At 32.8% G+C, this 18,009-nt stretch carries 18 protein-coding genes, 1 tRNA gene and 1 pseudogene; 14 read left to right on the top strand and 6 right to left on the bottom strand.

From position 1 onward, the window contains the following. Positions 1-72: 72 nt before the first annotated feature. The 6 genes from AWN65_RS12835 to AWN65_RS12795 all read left to right on the top strand — a co-directional run bounded on the left by AWN65_RS12835 (position 73) and on the right by AWN65_RS12795 (position 6,613). Positions 73-1,656 (top strand): hypothetical protein, encoded by a 1,584-nt coding sequence (locus AWN65_RS12835; protein ID WP_060383516.1) that lies wholly within the window; start codon positions 73-75, stop codon positions 1,654-1,656. Positions 1,657-1,716: 60 nt separating this feature from the next. Continuing rightward, the gene (locus tag AWN65_RS12830; protein WP_060383515.1) at positions 1,717-2,763 is read left to right on the top strand and encodes a tyrosine-type recombinase/integrase; all 1,047 of its coding nucleotides are present in this window, start codon (positions 1,717-1,719) and stop codon (positions 2,761-2,763) included. Continuing rightward, positions 2,756-3,532 carry a tyrosine-type recombinase/integrase gene (locus AWN65_RS12825; protein WP_060383514.1) on the top strand — a complete coding sequence of 259 codons (777 nt, stop codon included), beginning with the start codon at positions 2,756-2,758 and terminating at the stop codon, positions 3,530-3,532. Before AWN65_RS12830 ends, AWN65_RS12825 begins: the two co-directional genes overlap by 8 nt. Before the next feature lie 931 nt (positions 3,533-4,463). Next, on the top strand, positions 4,464-5,489 hold the full coding sequence (locus AWN65_RS12805) for an RHS repeat domain-containing protein (RefSeq protein ID WP_081078448.1): 1,026 nt from the start codon (positions 4,464-4,466) through the stop codon (positions 5,487-5,489). Next, positions 5,464-5,973: a toxin-antitoxin system YwqK family antitoxin gene (locus AWN65_RS12800; RefSeq protein WP_060383518.1), complete on the top strand. Its 510-nt coding sequence runs from the start codon at positions 5,464-5,466 to the stop codon at positions 5,971-5,973. Before AWN65_RS12805 ends, AWN65_RS12800 begins: the two co-directional genes overlap by 26 nt. 373 nt (positions 5,974-6,346) lie before the next feature. Continuing rightward, on the top strand, positions 6,347-6,613 hold the full coding sequence (locus AWN65_RS12795) for a hypothetical protein (protein ID WP_014166054.1): 267 nt from the start codon (positions 6,347-6,349) through the stop codon (positions 6,611-6,613). Between the two features lie 362 nt (positions 6,614-6,975). On the opposite strand, the gene AWN65_RS12790 is transcribed toward AWN65_RS12795, so the two are convergent. Then, entirely contained in the window at positions 6,976-7,329 is a 354-nt protein-coding gene (locus AWN65_RS12790) for a helix-turn-helix domain-containing protein (protein ID WP_060383517.1), read from the bottom strand. Positions 7,330-7,481: 152 nt separating this feature from the next. Here AWN65_RS12790 and AWN65_RS12785 point away from each other — a divergent pair, with 152 nt between their 5' ends. The 4 genes from AWN65_RS12785 to AWN65_RS12760 all read left to right on the top strand — a co-directional run bounded on the left by AWN65_RS12785 (position 7,482) and on the right by AWN65_RS12760 (position 12,838). Beyond that, entirely contained in the window at positions 7,482-9,065 is a 1,584-nt protein-coding gene (locus AWN65_RS12785; RefSeq protein WP_060383516.1) for a hypothetical protein, read from the top strand. 60 nt (positions 9,066-9,125) lie between these two features. Continuing rightward, positions 9,126-10,172 carry a tyrosine-type recombinase/integrase gene (locus AWN65_RS12780; protein WP_060383515.1) on the top strand — a complete coding sequence of 349 codons (1,047 nt, stop codon included), beginning with the start codon at positions 9,126-9,128 and terminating at the stop codon, positions 10,170-10,172. After that, positions 10,165-10,941: a tyrosine-type recombinase/integrase gene (locus AWN65_RS12775; RefSeq protein ID WP_060383514.1), complete on the top strand. Its 777-nt coding sequence runs from the start codon at positions 10,165-10,167 to the stop codon at positions 10,939-10,941. The genes AWN65_RS12780 and AWN65_RS12775 overlap by 8 nt, the downstream gene beginning before the upstream one ends. A gap of 931 nt (positions 10,942-11,872) precedes the next feature. Then, on the top strand, positions 11,873-12,838 hold the full coding sequence (locus AWN65_RS12760) for an RHS repeat-associated core domain-containing protein (RefSeq protein WP_081078446.1): 966 nt from the start codon (positions 11,873-11,875) through the stop codon (positions 12,836-12,838). A gap of 589 nt (positions 12,839-13,427) precedes the next feature. Here AWN65_RS12760 and AWN65_RS14935 read toward each other — a convergent pair. Continuing rightward, complete coding sequence (locus AWN65_RS14935) at positions 13,428-13,589, bottom strand: hypothetical protein (protein WP_158447618.1); 162 nt, start codon at positions 13,587-13,589, stop codon at positions 13,428-13,430. A 154-nt stretch (positions 13,590-13,743) separates the two neighbouring features. Next, a complete protein-coding gene (locus AWN65_RS15360; RefSeq protein ID WP_256366358.1) occupies positions 13,744-13,875 on the bottom strand; it encodes a hypothetical protein in 132 nt (43 codons plus the stop codon). A gap of 87 nt (positions 13,876-13,962) precedes the next feature. Between AWN65_RS15360 and AWN65_RS12745 the strand changes: the two genes are divergently transcribed. Together AWN65_RS12745 and AWN65_RS12740 are read left to right on the top strand one after the other, a co-directional pair. After that, complete coding sequence (locus AWN65_RS12745) at positions 13,963-14,199, top strand: AbrB/MazE/SpoVT family DNA-binding domain-containing protein (protein ID WP_060383508.1); 237 nt, start codon at positions 13,963-13,965, stop codon at positions 14,197-14,199. Continuing rightward, positions 14,199-14,522: a type II toxin-antitoxin system PemK/MazF family toxin gene (locus AWN65_RS12740; RefSeq protein WP_060383507.1), complete on the top strand. Its 324-nt coding sequence runs from the start codon at positions 14,199-14,201 to the stop codon at positions 14,520-14,522. The genes AWN65_RS12745 and AWN65_RS12740 overlap by 1 nt, the downstream gene beginning before the upstream one ends. Before the next feature lie 119 nt (positions 14,523-14,641). Here AWN65_RS12740 and AWN65_RS12735 read toward each other — a convergent pair. From AWN65_RS12735 to rbfA, 3 genes and pseudogenes are all read right to left on the bottom strand, one after another. Further along, positions 14,642-15,521, bottom strand: a pseudogene (locus tag AWN65_RS12735) (IS1595 family transposase). 82 nt (positions 15,522-15,603) lie between these two features. Continuing rightward, complete coding sequence (locus AWN65_RS12730) at positions 15,604-16,818, bottom strand: ABC transporter permease (protein ID WP_060383506.1); 1,215 nt, start codon at positions 16,816-16,818, stop codon at positions 15,604-15,606. Positions 16,819-16,823: 5 nt separating this feature from the next. Further along, positions 16,824-17,216, bottom strand: coding sequence for a 30S ribosome-binding factor RbfA (gene rbfA, locus AWN65_RS12725; protein ID WP_060383505.1), 393 nt, complete (start codon positions 17,214-17,216; stop codon positions 16,824-16,826). Between the two features lie 80 nt (positions 17,217-17,296). Here rbfA and mce point away from each other — a divergent pair, with 80 nt between their 5' ends. Further along, complete coding sequence (gene mce, locus AWN65_RS12720) at positions 17,297-17,701, top strand: methylmalonyl-CoA epimerase (protein ID WP_060383504.1); 405 nt, start codon at positions 17,297-17,299, stop codon at positions 17,699-17,701. Between the two features lie 84 nt (positions 17,702-17,785). After that, positions 17,786-17,859 (top strand) — tRNA-Ile (locus AWN65_RS12715). The last annotated feature ends 150 nt before the right edge of the window (positions 17,860-18,009 follow it).

The following is an 18,009-nucleotide window of genomic DNA, read 5'->3' as shown; positions in this document are numbered from 1 at the left end:
ACAAATTATTTTGCTATTGTTTATATGTGATTATATTTTATATTTGTGCAAATAATCACAAAATAAAAATTTATGAACAATCTCAACACATCAAACCCCAACCACTACATTTTTGAAACAAAACACCTAAAAATATCCATATTAGGCGGCATAAGGTTCAACAATTTAGAAGCGATGCGAGTAACACTCGGAATACAAAAACTAAAAAGCGAACAAGTTTTACGACAGAATATTGATTTATACAACGACACTAGTATAGAAAAACTAACTAGAAAAGTAGCCGAGCGTTTAGAAATAGGCACAACCATAGTACGACGAGATTTAGATCAATTAACTAATGAACTCGAAAATTACAGACTGCAAGAAGTAGAACAACAAGGAAAACAATACCAAAAACAAGTAAAAGTCCTCACAGAAAAAGAAATCAAACAAGCAAAGGAATTTTTAGCACAAGATAATTTAATAGCAAAAACAAACGAACTAATCGGAATATCGGGCGTTATAGGCGAGGAATGTAACAGACTGTTGATGTACATCATATTTACCAGTAGAAAAACCAGCAATCCATTACACGTAGTAAGTCTGGGCAGTTCGGGAGCAGGAAAAAGTCATTTGCAAGGTGGGGTATCCTTATTAATCCCTGAAGAAGATAAAATCGAAATGACTGTATTATCTGCCAATGCATTTTATTATTTTAATCGTACAGAGTTGAGACATAAGCTACTATTAATCGAAGATTTAGACGGGGCGCAAAGCGTACTCTATCCACTTCGTGAAATGCAATCTAAAAAGCAACTTACCAAAACCGTAGTCCATAAAGACAAAAAAGGACAAAGCCAAACGATACATTTAACGGTCGAAGGTCCATTATGTGTAAGCGGTTGCACCACACAAGAGAGCATTTACGAGGATAATAGTAATAGAAGTTTTCTTTTATACATCGATGAAAGCGAAATCCAAGACGAGAAAATAATGGCTTATCAGCGGAGAGCCTCCGCGGGCAAGATAAACCAAGATGATGAGCATCAAGCTAGAGAACTATTAAAAAACTGCCAACGATTATTAAAAACAGTATCGGTTAGAAATCCTTTTGCAGAATATCTGACTTTACCAAATAGCGTGTTCAAACCAAGAAGAACCAATGCCCATTATTTACAATTTATAGAAGCAATAACCTTTTACAAGCAATACCAAAAGTTCCACCACATTGACAAAGAAACAGGCAAAGAATATATAGAAACAACAGTAGAAGACATACAAGAAGCCAACGAATTAATTAAAGAAGTGCTACTACGAAAAAGCGACACGATTACTGGAGCATCAAGAAATTATCTTGAAAACCTAAAAATCTATCTGCAAGAGCAAAACCAAACCACTTTTACAGCCTATGAAATCAGAAGAAAATTACGACTAACCAAAACTACTCAATGGCGGTACCACCAACAACTACTGGAAAACAATCACTTAAAAAAAGTAAAGAAAAAAGGAGAAAATACCCAATACTACGAAATCACAAACCCTAATGAATACAAGGAGTTAGAGGCACAAATAAGCCAGGCATTACAAGAATGTATCGACCAAATCAGTCGTTCCACAGTTCAACAAAGTTCCACCACTAAAACGGAACGCACAAAGAAAACAAAATCAGTTAGTTAGGAGTAAAAAATAAAAATAACCTAAAAAACAACATACACCAAAAAATAAAAAAAATGAAAGATGAAAAATTTAGTGCTAGAAAACGAAAGTTACCGAGAACTACACAAAGACTTTAAAAACTGGTTAGATATACTGGGATATGCCGATACTACGCTGTACAATTTACCCAATCACCTACGTGAGTTTTTGCATTACCTAGAAAACGAAAGCATTAATAAAATCAACCAAATAAGTGTACAAATAATAAAAGATTACTACCATTATTTAAAAACAAGAGACAATAAATCGAGAGATGGAGGACTCTCTAAAGCCTATCTAAACAAACACATACAAACCTTATTTAAGTTCAACGATTATTTAAAAGAACACAACGCAAAACCGTTACCAATCCATCTAAAAAGAGAAGAATACAGCCAAAGAGATAGTTTGCAAGTTTTAACCCAAGAAGAAATTAAACAATTATTTAAAGCCACCAATAGCAGTAATCAACAAGAACGGATAAGAAAACGAGACAAAGTAATTTTAGTATTATTATACAGTTGTGGACTACGAAGAAATGAAGCTATAAACCTTGAAATCAAAGACATATTATTCGATAAAGAACTACTATTTGTAAAAAAAGGAAAGAATTATAAACAACGGTATGTACCTATAAACCAATACAATTTAAAGATTTTAGAAGAATACATTTACGATTATAGACCAGCATTTTACAATTATAAAAACACTGAAAATCTGTTAATCAACTATCGAGGTAAACCACTACAAGGACAAAGCTTGTGCAATAGATTAAAAATATTAGAAAAAGTAAGCAACATAAGGAAAGCCCCTCCTTTGGAGGGGTTGGGGAGGCTCACACCGCACATACTACGTCATTCTATCGCAACACACTTATTAGAGAAAGGCGCAAACATCGAAACTATCAGTAAATTTTTAGGACACAGTTCTTTAGAAAGTACACAGATTTACACTCACTTATTAGAAGACAAAGCAAAAACCAATCAAGATGAACAACTTCAAACACTACTTCGAGAAACAAGGCTACGCGAGCAAAAGTTTTCCAATATTCCAAAGGGCTATCAATCGCCTCGATATATGGATGAATAATTTTGGTACAACCAAAGAAACCATAGATTACAAAACATTCTTAAAATACATCGAAGAATTAAAAAAAACAGGAATTAAAACCAACACACTACAAAGCTACATTGGAAACTTAAAAATATACTTCAACTACTTACAAGAGGAAAATTACAGAGTAGATAATCCAATAGAAAATATCACTATTAAAGGCAAAGTAAAAACAGTATTAGGGCAATTATTGACAGCTGACGAGTTAGAGGATTTATACTATTCTTATGAAACAAAAGACAATGATCTAACTAGGAAAAGGAACAAAATTATTATCGGATTATTAGTGTATCAAGGTTTACACACCAAAGAATTACAACACCTAAAAGAAGAACACATAGAACTTTACAAAGGCAAAATACACATACCACAAACTAACAAAACAAACGGTAGAACACTAGAATTAAAACCTTGGCAACTAATGGAAATGATGGAATATATCAAAGAAATTAGACCACAAATCGTACCAAAACACGAAGATAATTTATTTACAAGTAGTTACGGAAATACCAATATCAGCAATGTTTTAAAAAAATTAAGCGATGAATTAAAGCTAATCAATTACAATTATCAAAACGCCATCCAAATCCGAAACAGTGTAATAGTCAACTATTTAAAAACAAACAACTTACGAAAAACCCAATATTTTGCAGGACACAGATATATTAGTTCAACAGAAAGGTATCAGCAAGATAATTTAGAAGAATTACACGAAATGGTCAACTCTTTTCATCCCATCAAATAAATCTGAAATCAAAAATCGTTAATCGAAAATCTACAATCAAAAGAAAGGCAATCAAGCGGTCTCCCTCCGGTCGTTCTCTTTGTTCCGCTCGGCTGTTCCAGTCGTTCGTGCCTCTCTCCATTGCACAGTCCACAAGCGCACAAGTATATAAAACCACTCCGAAAAAAGAGCCGTTTTATATACTTGTTCGCTTGTCCTCGTCTTCACACGTTCACTTCCTGCGTTCGTCGGGGCTACTACATCTGCAAGACCGCTCCCAACGCTCCGTCCAACGCAAAGCCGTCTTTGCATCTGTCGCCCCTTGTTAATATGGCGGTTGCTCTCTGCATCCTCAGTACGCCCTGCAAGGTGTAGCAAAGCTACTGCCGATTAGATTTGCTTCACTTACGTTACGCTTCAGGGCTATGCTTTCAGCACACTGCGCCACATTGCTCCTCGTCGTGCCTCCTCGTCCGCATTGTGTGTCGCAGGCTTCGATGCATTGCCGCAACACCGCCACATCGCTCCTCGTCCACAAAAAAAGCTTTTTAAACCACTTTATAAATAACGCTTTTTTTGTTCCCTGCGGTGCTTGGGGGTGTTTATTGTAGCACCGCATACTAACGCCCTTCGGTTGTTTGCTCATTTTTTTAGAAGAAAGCCAAAGAGGCTTTTTCTTAAAAATAAAGCTTTATTTTTTGGCTTTCTTCCAAAAAATCGAGCACAAGAAGACTAAAGCACCTGTAAACATTAAGTAAACACTCGAAAGTCATTGAATACCTGCCAAAGAATATGGATAAATAAACGGATTTTTATATATTTGAAATGCCCAAAAGGCATACGTTCTTAAAAAAAAGTAGAAGTGTAAGGATAAGGCAAGCGGAAAAAAAATTTTTACTGGTTTTGTCAGAAAAGACATACCAAAGGTAGTGGTTACCCTAGTAAAAAACGCATAAAGTATTACCCTTTTGGTAGCTTGATTCCAAATCGTCATGGAAACTCACAATCATATCGTTATGGGTTTAACGGCAAAGAGTTAGATAATGAACTTAAAGGAGAGGGTAACTCTTTAGACTACGGAAATCGTATGTTAGATACTCGCATAGGTCGCTGGTTTGCTGTTGATAAAAAAGAGAGAAAATATCCAAGTGAGTCTTCATATATTTTCGTTTCTAATAATCCAATTATTGCTATAGATCCTGATGGAGATGAAAAAATAGTGGTTTCTGGTGGAGCGGATTTACATAATAAGAATAGACAAAATTTTACTTTAGCTGCCAGAAATCAAATCAGACAGTATAAGAAAGAACTACAAAAATCAGGTTCTAAAGAAAAAGTTTCTTGGTTAATACTAGATAAAGATTACACTTCAAGTGAAAAAAAGGCTCTTGCGCTTTGGGCAAAAAAGAACGGAATTGATGCTCCTGTTTATGTAAAATCAGCAGATGAAGTTGTTAACTATATAAATTCTAAGTCACTAGATAAAATAGAATTGTCAGACAAAAGAAGTTTAGATCCTATAACTGGGTTGGCGTTTATGTCGCACGGTGTTCCTAGTGCAATACCTTTAGGCTATGAAAATACTGGTTGGACAGGAAAAAGAAGTGACCCTTCCGTTTTTGATAGTACAGATATATCTAATATTAATTCTTCAGTATTTTCATTAAATTCAAAAGTTAATTTATTTAGCTGTAATGCTGCAACACCTTTAAATATGGAAGCTAAGGATTATCCATCAATTGAGACATTAGTTAACGATGCAATGACTGGTAATAACTTAGTTAAGACTTTTTCTGAAAGAGTTCCCCAAGCAATAATTACTGGATACATTGGACAGACTTCATATATGAAAGTTAATGTAGGTCAATTGCCAAGCGGAGCAACTTTAGATGGTAGCTATAGTCCAACAGTTAATGGAGAAAGTCCTAATTCAATAAATGTAAAAATGAAAGATGGAAAAGTCATTGAAAATAAATAAAATAATTACGTTTTATTTAGTACTTAGTTGTTTTTTTAGTTATTCACAAACTAAAAAAGATTTTGAATTAAATTTGAAATCAAAAGAAGATAGTTTTTCTTTAAATCAAGGTGATAAAAATCTAATCGAAGGCAGTTTTTGGGGTAATAATTTGAGTTTATTAAATGTTCGTATAGGAAATAATAAGTATACACAATTATCATTCTCCTCATCAGGAGTTTTAATTAGAAAAAGTGAGGTCGTTTATTTAGAAGACAATTTTGTGCTAGATGGATTGTCTATCTATTTTTCCGATGAAGGAAATCTAAGTCATATCATAAATTATAAAAAAGGTAAACTGGATGGTATTTTTGCATACTATTATGAAAATGGTTCAATAGAACACAAAGGGAGTTATTTTAATGGAAGTGAATTTGGGAATTGGCTTTATTATTCAAAAAGCGGTAAAATATTAAGAATTGAAAAATATAAAACTACAAAATGATGAAAAAGAACAATTCTCTCCAGCTCTCCTAAGTCTGAGCCATAATTTTAAGATGCGTCTGCTACGCATTCTATGATAAAAAACAAGTTAGAAATGTTAAAATTAAGATGCAAATTTATAAGTATTTATATAGGGAGTTTCCCGCTCTCCGAAGTCTGAGCCATAATTTTAAGATGCGTAAGCTGCGCACAGTGTCCTCACTTTGCGTTACGATAAAATAAAATGTTATAAAAAAGAAACACGCTTACGGGCGTGTTTTTTTGTGGGTTGTTATGAGGAGTAAGCCTGCTTGGCTTTATAATCACGAATTAGCGCATCAATCACGTTAAAAAGTTGTTCTTGTTCTTTAGTCGGCATTGTAGCAATTGTTTCTATGCGTTCCAAAATCTTTTTACCAAGAGGATCAATTGTAGATCCGGATTTTAGACATAATAAAAATTCTACTGTAAATGAATTTTTTGGTATACCTTCTCATAATAGTTCAGACGGTACTACTTTAAAACCTGAGACAAGAAAGGTTACTCAAGAGAATATTGATGATATTTTAAGTAATTTAAAATTTGATCAAAGTGGTAATGGAACAATAGGGAAGGCAATAAATAAAATTTATAATAAAGATGGGTATGAAATTAAAATATAGCAGTTTTTATTACTAAGGGCAAACAATTAAAATATACAAATACACTAAACATAAAAACCACCGAAAACCCCAATAAATACAAGGCTTAACAACAAATTAAGCCTTTTTTTGTACCCTAAATAAAATGTACAAAAACTACCATTTACTACCATAATACTACCATTTAAATATTAAAAAACTACCATATCCCCCTAATATACTACCACAAACAAAATAAAACCCCTTTATAACTACCACAAACCCGATCGCTCGGATATGCGGTAAACGTTAGCGCAGAAATGTTTTCTGTGCGCACAACAGAGTAAAAAATAAAACACGCTTACAGGCGTGTTTTTTTGTGGGTTAAAGGTTAGCAATTTGTATTAATTGGCTAATTTTTCTTTCATCTCTTGTCTAAAAAGGAAAGCATCAATTAATGAAATTACTATTTTTTTATTCTCATCATCTAATTTAGCTATTCTATTAAATTGATTGATTAAGGTTTTATCATTAATAGCATTATCGGCTATTTGTTCAATAGTACCGTTCATTAAAAAGTCGGTAGAAACTTCAAGAATATTAGCAATTTTATTAAGTACTTCAGATGATGGACTGGCTTCATTTCTCTCGTAACGTCCTATTTGACTGTAATGTATATTAATCAAATCTGCAAGATTACCTTTAGAAAGTTTTTTTTCTTCTCGCAACACTTTTAATCTATCTCCAAAGCTACTCATAGTGGTTTAACTCATAAATGTAAGGTAAAAATAAACAAATATCACTTAAAAACAAGATTTTGCGTGAGTATGCGTTACAAACAAATTATTTTGCTATTGTTTATATGTGATTATATTTTATATTTGTGCAAATAATCACAAAATAAAAATTTATGAACAATCTCAACACATCAAACCCCAACCACTACATTTTTGAAACAAAACACCTAAAAATATCCATATTAGGCGGCATAAGGTTCAACAATTTAGAAGCGATGCGAGTAACACTCGGAATACAAAAACTAAAAAGCGAACAAGTTTTACGACAGAATATTGATTTATACAACGACACTAGTATAGAAAAACTAACTAGAAAAGTAGCCGAGCGTTTAGAAATAGGCACAACCATAGTACGACGAGATTTAGATCAATTAACTAATGAACTCGAAAATTACAGACTGCAAGAAGTAGAACAACAAGGAAAACAATACCAAAAACAAGTAAAAGTCCTCACAGAAAAAGAAATCAAACAAGCAAAGGAATTTTTAGCACAAGATAATTTAATAGCAAAAACAAACGAACTAATCGGAATATCGGGCGTTATAGGCGAGGAATGTAACAGACTGTTGATGTACATCATATTTACCAGTAGAAAAACCAGCAATCCATTACACGTAGTAAGTCTGGGCAGTTCGGGAGCAGGAAAAAGTCATTTGCAAGGTGGGGTATCCTTATTAATCCCTGAAGAAGATAAAATCGAAATGACTGTATTATCTGCCAATGCATTTTATTATTTTAATCGTACAGAGTTGAGACATAAGCTACTATTAATCGAAGATTTAGACGGGGCGCAAAGCGTACTCTATCCACTTCGTGAAATGCAATCTAAAAAGCAACTTACCAAAACCGTAGTCCATAAAGACAAAAAAGGACAAAGCCAAACGATACATTTAACGGTCGAAGGTCCATTATGTGTAAGCGGTTGCACCACACAAGAGAGCATTTACGAGGATAATAGTAATAGAAGTTTTCTTTTATACATCGATGAAAGCGAAATCCAAGACGAGAAAATAATGGCTTATCAGCGGAGAGCCTCCGCGGGCAAGATAAACCAAGATGATGAGCATCAAGCTAGAGAACTATTAAAAAACTGCCAACGATTATTAAAAACAGTATCGGTTAGAAATCCTTTTGCAGAATATCTGACTTTACCAAATAGCGTGTTCAAACCAAGAAGAACCAATGCCCATTATTTACAATTTATAGAAGCAATAACCTTTTACAAGCAATACCAAAAGTTCCACCACATTGACAAAGAAACAGGCAAAGAATATATAGAAACAACAGTAGAAGACATACAAGAAGCCAACGAATTAATTAAAGAAGTGCTACTACGAAAAAGCGACACGATTACTGGAGCATCAAGAAATTATCTTGAAAACCTAAAAATCTATCTGCAAGAGCAAAACCAAACCACTTTTACAGCCTATGAAATCAGAAGAAAATTACGACTAACCAAAACTACTCAATGGCGGTACCACCAACAACTACTGGAAAACAATCACTTAAAAAAAGTAAAGAAAAAAGGAGAAAATACCCAATACTACGAAATCACAAACCCTAATGAATACAAGGAGTTAGAGGCACAAATAAGCCAGGCATTACAAGAATGTATCGACCAAATCAGTCGTTCCACAGTTCAACAAAGTTCCACCACTAAAACGGAACGCACAAAGAAAACAAAATCAGTTAGTTAGGAGTAAAAAATAAAAATAACCTAAAAAACAACATACACCAAAAAATAAAAAAAATGAAAGATGAAAAATTTAGTGCTAGAAAACGAAAGTTACCGAGAACTACACAAAGACTTTAAAAACTGGTTAGATATACTGGGATATGCCGATACTACGCTGTACAATTTACCCAATCACCTACGTGAGTTTTTGCATTACCTAGAAAACGAAAGCATTAATAAAATCAACCAAATAAGTGTACAAATAATAAAAGATTACTACCATTATTTAAAAACAAGAGACAATAAATCGAGAGATGGAGGACTCTCTAAAGCCTATCTAAACAAACACATACAAACCTTATTTAAGTTCAACGATTATTTAAAAGAACACAACGCAAAACCGTTACCAATCCATCTAAAAAGAGAAGAATACAGCCAAAGAGATAGTTTGCAAGTTTTAACCCAAGAAGAAATTAAACAATTATTTAAAGCCACCAATAGCAGTAATCAACAAGAACGGATAAGAAAACGAGACAAAGTAATTTTAGTATTATTATACAGTTGTGGACTACGAAGAAATGAAGCTATAAACCTTGAAATCAAAGACATATTATTCGATAAAGAACTACTATTTGTAAAAAAAGGAAAGAATTATAAACAACGGTATGTACCTATAAACCAATACAATTTAAAGATTTTAGAAGAATACATTTACGATTATAGACCAGCATTTTACAATTATAAAAACACTGAAAATCTGTTAATCAACTATCGAGGTAAACCACTACAAGGACAAAGCTTGTGCAATAGATTAAAAATATTAGAAAAAGTAAGCAACATAAGGAAAGCCCCTCCTTTGGAGGGGTTGGGGAGGCTCACACCGCACATACTACGTCATTCTATCGCAACACACTTATTAGAGAAAGGCGCAAACATCGAAACTATCAGTAAATTTTTAGGACACAGTTCTTTAGAAAGTACACAGATTTACACTCACTTATTAGAAGACAAAGCAAAAACCAATCAAGATGAACAACTTCAAACACTACTTCGAGAAACAAGGCTACGCGAGCAAAAGTTTTCCAATATTCCAAAGGGCTATCAATCGCCTCGATATATGGATGAATAATTTTGGTACAACCAAAGAAACCATAGATTACAAAACATTCTTAAAATACATCGAAGAATTAAAAAAAACAGGAATTAAAACCAACACACTACAAAGCTACATTGGAAACTTAAAAATATACTTCAACTACTTACAAGAGGAAAATTACAGAGTAGATAATCCAATAGAAAATATCACTATTAAAGGCAAAGTAAAAACAGTATTAGGGCAATTATTGACAGCTGACGAGTTAGAGGATTTATACTATTCTTATGAAACAAAAGACAATGATCTAACTAGGAAAAGGAACAAAATTATTATCGGATTATTAGTGTATCAAGGTTTACACACCAAAGAATTACAACACCTAAAAGAAGAACACATAGAACTTTACAAAGGCAAAATACACATACCACAAACTAACAAAACAAACGGTAGAACACTAGAATTAAAACCTTGGCAACTAATGGAAATGATGGAATATATCAAAGAAATTAGACCACAAATCGTACCAAAACACGAAGATAATTTATTTACAAGTAGTTACGGAAATACCAATATCAGCAATGTTTTAAAAAAATTAAGCGATGAATTAAAGCTAATCAATTACAATTATCAAAACGCCATCCAAATCCGAAACAGTGTAATAGTCAACTATTTAAAAACAAACAACTTACGAAAAACCCAATATTTTGCAGGACACAGATATATTAGTTCAACAGAAAGGTATCAGCAAGATAATTTAGAAGAATTACACGAAATGGTCAACTCTTTTCATCCCATCAAATAAATCTGAAATCAAAAATCGTTAATCGAAAATCTACAATCAAAAGAAAGGCAATCAAGCGGTCTCCCTCCGGTCGTTCTCTTTGTTCCGCTCGGCTGTTCCAGTCGTTCGTGCCTCTCTCCATTGCACAGTCCACAAGCGCACAAGTATATAAAACCACTCCGAAAAAAGAGCCGTTTTATATACTTGTTCGCTTGTCCTCGTCTTCACACGTTCACTTCCTGCGTTCGTCGGGGCTACTACATCTGCAAGACCGCTCCCAACGCTCCGTCCAACGCAAAGCCGTCTTTGCATCTGTCGCCCCTTGTTAATATGGCGGTTGCTCTCTGCATCCTCAGTACGCCCTGCAAGGTGTAGCAAAGCTACTGCCGATTAGATTTGCTTCACTTACGTTACGCTTCAGGGCTATGCTTTCAGCACACTGCGCCACATTGCTCCTCGTCGTGCCTCCTCGTCCGCATTGTGTGTCGCAGGCTTCGATGCATTGCCGCAACACCGCCACATCGCTCCTCGTCCACAAAAAAAGCTTTTTAAACCACTTTATAAATAACGCTTTTTTTGTTCCCTGCGGTGCTTGGGGGTGTTTATTGTAGCACCGCATACTAACGCCCTTCGGTTGTTTGCTCATTTTTTTAGAAGAAAGCCAAAGAGGCTTTTTCTTAAAAATAAAGCTTTATTTTTTGGCTTTCTTCCAAAAAATCGAGCACAAGAAGACTAAAGCACCTGTAAACATTAAGTAAACACTCGAAAGTCATTGAATACCTGCCAAAGAATATGGATAAATAAACGGATTTTTATATATTTGAAATGCCCAAAAGGCATACGTTCTTAAAAAAAAGTAGAAGTGTAAGGATAAGGCAAGCGGAAAAAAAATTTTTACTGGTTTTGTCAGAAAAGACATACCAAAGGTAGTGGTTACCCTAGTAAAAAACGCATAAAGTATTACCCTTTCGGTTCGCTCATTCCTAACCGCCACGGCTCAAGCCAGGCCTACCGTTATGGATTCCAAGGACAGGAGAAAGACGATGAACTTAAAGGAGGAGGGAACTCCTTAAACTATACTTTTAGAATGCATGACCCGAGGGTGGGAAGATTTTTTGCTGTTGACCCTTTGACTTCTAAATACCCATTTTATTCTCCTTATCAGTTTAGCGGTAACAGGCTTATCGATATGATTGAGTTAGAAGGATTGGAACCTACAAATCCAAAAGTTGATGCCAATTCACAGCCAAAAGGGGATTATTGGGAAAAAACAGATACTAACGGAATATATACAAGAGAAGCTTATCCTACAACGCCTTTGGATGAAATTGTTGTTCAAGGTACATATCAAAGGAAAGGGTTTTATGGAGGTCCTTTTGAAAATAAATTTGATGAGAATACGGCTCAATTTTCTGGTGCAAAAATTGGTTTTAGAGCTGGAAATGATGATGATGCTAACCATTTTAATACTGAGTTAAAGTCATTTAATATGGATTTATCAAATAATTCTTCAGAAGTGGCCTACGATGTAAAAGCAGAGATTTCTGGAATTGAAGGTAAGATAAATGGTTCTTTAGGCTATAAGAACTGGTTTGATGTTCAAGGGGGTTTAGATGGTAGTGCATTTAAGGCTTTTGCTAATGCAAAAAATGGTTTTACTTTTGGTGATGGAGGTATTTATGGATATAAACAAGGAATGGGTATTGGTGCACATGCATTAGAAGGAAATGGTAATGCAGGTATAGGTGGGAGTGCAGGGAGTGCTCATGCAGGTTATAATGGTCACTTCCTTTTGAATACTAATAAGAAAATTATAGAAATGCATTTGGACGCAAATGCTGGATGGATTTTAGGACTTAAAGGAGGTGTTAATGTGAAATTTGATTATGGTATTTACACTGATTTATTTAAAAATTAATTGAATTAAGATATGAGATTAACATTATTAGTTTTTTTTATTTTATTAAAAAATATTATTTTACTTCACTTGTATACGAGAAACAAAAGATTTGATACGGTTTATTTTATAGTGTCTTTTTTTATTCTTTTATTTTTCTTTTACTTAAATAGTTTTTGGGTAAATAATGAGATAACAGAAGCAATTCCAGTAATTGTTTGTATTGATTTTTTCCTATTAATTTTTATAAAATTTCTAAAATTTTATAATAAAATAATTGACAATTTGTTAAAAAAAACTAATAATAAATTAATCAATCCGTTTGTATTTATTTCAAGTTTTAATTTAAATGTGAATATTTTCTATTTATTTATAACTTTTTTAGAAGTTTTATTTCTTTTTATTTGCCTCTAAATCCGACCGCTCGAATATGCGGTAAAAGTTAGCCCCAGATAACTATGGTTTTATTCCGATCGCTCGGATATAACACAAAGTGAGTCTCAACGCAAAGGTTAGCGCGATTTTGTAAATCGTGCCCACAACAGTGATAAAAACAACAAAAGCAACTTTAGAGGTTGCTTTTGTTGTTTATGGTGGTAAAATTTTTCTTTTATGAAAGTCTAAAAGTTTGTTTGGCTTTAGTGTCTCTAATGAAAGCGTCAATTATAGCGTTTATTTTTTCTTTTTCGGCTTCGGGTAATTTTTGTAATTCTTCCATTCTGTAAATTACATCACTATCAAAAACCGTGTCATCTTGAGGCTTGTCATTCATTAGAAAATCTAAAGTTATGCCTAGTATATCAGCAATCTTTTTAGGCTTACTCCGATCGCTCGGATATGCGGTAAACGTTAGCGCAGAAATGTTTTCTGTGCCCACAACAGAGAGTAAAAAACAAAATACGCTTTAGGGCGTGTTTTTTTGTGGGTTAAAGGTTAGAAAGGTTTTGCAGGTTGTCTTTTAGTTTTTTCTTGGCGACAGCCATATCAATAAGTTTTAGTAAAGCTTGTTTTTTTTCATCTTCTAATAAGTCTATAACGAAATGGTTAACTCTTTTCATCCAATAAAATAAAAGTGATAAAATGCTTTTTTTGGAATGAATTTTGTTATTACTTTGTAATTACAAATAAGTTTTAAATCAAATATAATGGAATTATCAGTAATCAACATCGGAAACTCTAAAGGAATTAGATTTTCGAAAACAATTTTGGAGCAGTATAACATTGGTGATAAAGTGGAGTTAATCTTAGAAAAATCACAAATCGTAATCCGTCCAAAAACTCAGACGAGAAAAAATTGGGATAAAGCATTTATGCAAATGAACCAGAACGGAGACGACAGCCTTTTGATTGACGATGTTTTTGAAGAAGAAACTTTTGAATAATGAATATAAAACAGTATGAAATTATCCTTGTAAATCTTGATCCAAGTATAGGAAGTGAAATAAAAAAAATAAGACCGTGTGTAGTGCTTTCACCTGATGAAATGAACAAGTATCTTCAAAATGTAATAATAGCACCAATTACAAACATATCAAAGCCTTATCCAACTCGTTTAGAATTAAATAATAAAGGAATAACGGGGTGGATTGTATTAGACCAAATAAGAACAATAGATAAGGCGAGAATTATTAAATCATTAAGCAAATTATCTACAAAAGAAATAACAATCACAAAACAGATTTTAAAAGAATTTTTGGTAGATTAAAGTTAGTAGTTAAAATTTTTACAATTTTACGGACAATGCAGAATTGTAATATGTAATAGAAAACACGCAAAGCCTGTTTTGTACCTGCCTTGTGTAACCGATTATAAAAACGATCTGAGTTATAGACTTAATATCTGTTTTATGTTTTTTTGATAAATTGGTTTTGTATTTAACATTCTTTCTATAATTTTATGAAAAATACTTGTTTTAAATTGAGAACGGTTTATTCTAAAACAAAACTCATCAAAATAAGCTTGAATATACCATTTGCTAATATGGGTTGGTATTGTTCTAATCCAAGATTTCAATTGCATTATTATAATATGTAATTCGTTGAAATTTCTTCCCTTATTACTTAATTGCTGTTCAACTATTGTAAAGTTTTTTAGAGGTTCATACCCTCTCCATTTATCCGTTACTATCTTTGCCGTTTGACTTATATATTCTTCAAAAATTGGAGTTAGTGATTTTGAAGAATAGTCGTCAATAGATTTCACATAGACTCTTTTTATCTGATGTTTTTGGTTTAATTCTACTGCTATTACTGCTTTTTTCTTTTTAGAATCATAACTTCTTCCTTGTTTTGCTTCTTCTTTTCCACCCACAGTAAATTCGTCTACATGAACCAATTCTGACAAAGGATATTTCTGACTACTTTGCATTGCTTTGCGCACTTTTTGCATAAAATACCAAGCAGTACCTTGGCGAATACCAAAACGTTTGCCCATTTGAATACTTGATACACTTTTACTACTAGTTGTCATTTCAAACACAATACAAAAAGCTTTATGTAAACCAAATTTAACCTTGTGAAACAACGTATTGGCAGTGGCACTTTCAACATGTTGACAATTATAACATTGGTAATTATATCCCGATTTTTCGCATCCTTTTGTATGACCACACTTCGTACAAATAAAACCATCTTTCCATTTTATTTGTGCTAAAATATGCCTTACAAGATTCATCATTTGGCAATTTTTTTATAAAGTTTAGTATACTTTATCCTTCAAATACTTCCATAATACATGATTTTAAAGACTTAAAAATACAGAAATTAAATGATTAACTCTAAAAAGTTTTATGTTGAGCTTGAGTGGTTTAGTAGGTTTTTAGACACTTTGCTACCTGCTATGAGAGATGCTGTAAAACCTAATATCATAATTGTTCCAAAAACAATTATGATATTAGTACTTTCTATTTTAACAGGGTAAGGAAGGGATTCAGTTATTGTTATTAAGCTAAATTGATCTTGAATAAAAATTAAAATAAGACCAATCCCAATACCCAATATTCCTCCTATGAAAGTAATTAAACATCCTTGTAGTAAAAAGATTAGTTGAATGTTTTTTATAGTAACCCCTAGGTTTAAAAGTGTTTTTAAATTGTTTTTCTTTTCAAGAATCATCATGATGATGGCGCCAGCCAAAGTGAAAAGAGTCATGATGATTACTAAGGTGAAAATTAGATAAATAGCTGTATTTTCAGTATTTAGCATCTTGTGTAGGCTGTCATTAAGTTGTGTTCTGTTTTTTATGACTACGGTGTTACTAAATATTTTAGTTAAGTTTTTAATTATGAGATCTTCGTTAGCTAGGCTATCTGTTTTTATTTCTATGGCAGATACTTCATTTGTCTTGTATTCTAGTAGATCTTGTGTTAATCGAAGATCAGTATAAACATACTTTGCGTCTAGATCGTCATTGATAGAGTAAATTCCTACTGGTATTAGATTAGATTTGTTGAAGGCTGTTTCTGGGTTTGTAATAGCTCCTTTGCCAGGTCTAGGAACGTAAATCTCAAGAATATTATTTAAATCAAAAAGTCCTAAAGATAATTTGTTAGCAATAACGTTTCCAATGACAACTTGTGGAGTTTCAGGGATCAGCCATTGTCCTTGATAAATAGCCTTTTGGATTCTGTTTACTTGATTAAATTGATTGTCTATACCTTTAATTTCAGCTACATGTTCCTTTCCTTTATAGATAAAAAGTACCTTTTCTTCAATTACATTACTATAGGATTTTATTCCTTTGGCTTTTTTTAATTCCTTAAGTTGAATGGGGTTGATTGTTATTGTTTTTCCTTTTTTTGGAAAAATCTTTAAATCGGGATCAAAATCGTTACTAAAAGATAAGCTGAATTCTTTTAATCCGCTGAAAACAGATAGCACAACAAATAAGGACATAGAGCCAATTACTATTCCAACTGAAGCGATACGGCTAATGATATTTATTGCATTATTCTTACTTGAAGTGCGTAGATATCGTTTTGCTATGTAAAAAGAGAAGTACAATATAGTTAAGATTTCTTTCTTTTATCTAATAAATTAGGATTCTCTATAGGGTTGTCTTTTCCAGATAATGCGTGGTCTATCTTTTCGATGTAATCTAAACTGTCATCAATGTAAAAAAGAAGGTTAGGAACTCTGCGTAACTGTAATTTTACGCGTTGAGCTAAATCATGTTTAATAAGGGGAGTGTTTGATCTTATAGCTTCTAGTATTTCTTTCGCCTTTTCTTGAGGGAAAATACTAAGAAATACTTTTGCAATTGATAAGTCAGTAGTCACACTCACTTTTGAAACAGATATAACAAGACTTGAAATGCCGTTTTTACGTACCTCACCTTGTAAAATATCTACCAAATCTTTTTGTAAAACGATTCCTATTTTTTTTTGTCTATTAGTCTCCATGTTGCAAACATACAATTTTTTGTAATTAGTGTTGCTATTTTGAGTTTATCAAATGATATATTTGTGAAAACAAAAAAATGATGAGAAAAATTGAACACATAGGAATTGCTGTGAAAAATTTAGAAGAATCTAATGAGATTTTTGGATTGCTTTTTGGAAAACCTGCCTATAAAGAAGAATTTGTAGAAAGCGAAGGCGTTAAAACTTCTTTTTTTATGAATGGGCCTAATAAAATAGAGTTACTTGAAGCTACAAATCCAGAAAGTCCTATTGCAAAATTCATCGAAAAGAGGGGAGAAGGTATTCATCATATAGCTTTTGATGTAGAAAATATAGAAGAAGAAATAAAAAGATTAAAAAAAAATGGCTTTGTCATATTGAACGAAATTCCAAAGAAAGGAGCTGATAATAAGTTAGTTGCTTTCTTGCATCCTAAGAGTACCAATGGAGTGTTAATTGAATTGTGTCAAGAAATTTTAAAATAATTTTGTAGAATTAAAAAAATGTCTTAATATTGCAACCGCAAACAGAGAGCAACTCTGAGCAAATAAAGATTTACTAAGTAAATTGGTCCTATAGCTCAGTTGGTTAGAGCACCTGACTCATAATCAGGTGGTCCCTGGTTCGAGCCCAGGTGGGACCACAACTAAAATCAAGCCTTACAGAAATGTAAGGCTTTTTTATTTAAAACACTTTTTATAAAGAATCGAAAAGTTATAGGTATTATAAATAAGCCTCCTTTTCTTAAATAATTTGATTTCTTCCTTTCTAAAATGTATTTTTGAAAATTCTC

Source organism: Flavobacterium covae, from assembly GCF_001534645.1.
Classification (GTDB): Bacteria; Bacteroidota; Bacteroidia; order Flavobacteriales; family Flavobacteriaceae; genus Flavobacterium; species Flavobacterium covae.
The sequence above is the reverse complement of the archived record's forward strand: the minus strand, read 5'-3'. Positions and strand labels throughout refer to the sequence as shown.

Excerpts from the sequence above, each read along its gene's own strand:
- AWN65_RS12835 (WP_060383516.1), top strand. The coding sequence starts at position 73 with ATGAACAATCTCAACACATCAAACCCCAACCACTACATTTTTGAAACA.
- AWN65_RS12830 (WP_060383515.1), top strand. The coding sequence starts at position 1,717 with ATGAAAAATTTAGTGCTAGAAAACGAAAGTTACCGAGAACTACACAAA.
- AWN65_RS12825 (WP_060383514.1), top strand. The coding sequence starts at position 2,756 with ATGAATAATTTTGGTACAACCAAAGAAACCATAGATTACAAAACATTC.
- AWN65_RS12800 (WP_060383518.1), top strand. The coding sequence starts at position 5,464 with ATGGAAAAGTCATTGAAAATAAATAAAATAATTACGTTTTATTTAGTA.
- AWN65_RS12795 (WP_014166054.1), top strand. The coding sequence starts at position 6,347 with ATGCGTTCCAAAATCTTTTTACCAAGAGGATCAATTGTAGATCCGGAT.
- AWN65_RS12790 (WP_060383517.1), bottom strand. The coding sequence starts at position 7,329 with ATGAGTAGCTTTGGAGATAGATTAAAAGTGTTGCGAGAAGAAAAAAAA.
- AWN65_RS12785 (WP_060383516.1), top strand. The coding sequence starts at position 7,482 with ATGAACAATCTCAACACATCAAACCCCAACCACTACATTTTTGAAACA.
- AWN65_RS12780 (WP_060383515.1), top strand. The coding sequence starts at position 9,126 with ATGAAAAATTTAGTGCTAGAAAACGAAAGTTACCGAGAACTACACAAA.
- AWN65_RS12775 (WP_060383514.1), top strand. The coding sequence starts at position 10,165 with ATGAATAATTTTGGTACAACCAAAGAAACCATAGATTACAAAACATTC.
- AWN65_RS14935 (WP_158447618.1), bottom strand. The coding sequence starts at position 13,589 with ATGAATGACAAGCCTCAAGATGACACGGTTTTTGATAGTGATGTAATT.
- AWN65_RS15360 (WP_256366358.1), bottom strand. The coding sequence starts at position 13,875 with ATGAAAAGAGTTAACCATTTCGTTATAGACTTATTAGAAGATGAAAAA.
- AWN65_RS12745 (WP_060383508.1), top strand. The coding sequence starts at position 13,963 with ATGGAATTATCAGTAATCAACATCGGAAACTCTAAAGGAATTAGATTT.
- AWN65_RS12740 (WP_060383507.1), top strand. The coding sequence starts at position 14,199 with ATGAATATAAAACAGTATGAAATTATCCTTGTAAATCTTGATCCAAGT.
- rbfA (WP_060383505.1), bottom strand. The coding sequence starts at position 17,216 with ATGGAGACTAATAGACAAAAAAAAATAGGAATCGTTTTACAAAAAGAT.
- mce (WP_060383504.1), top strand. The coding sequence starts at position 17,297 with ATGAGAAAAATTGAACACATAGGAATTGCTGTGAAAAATTTAGAAGAA.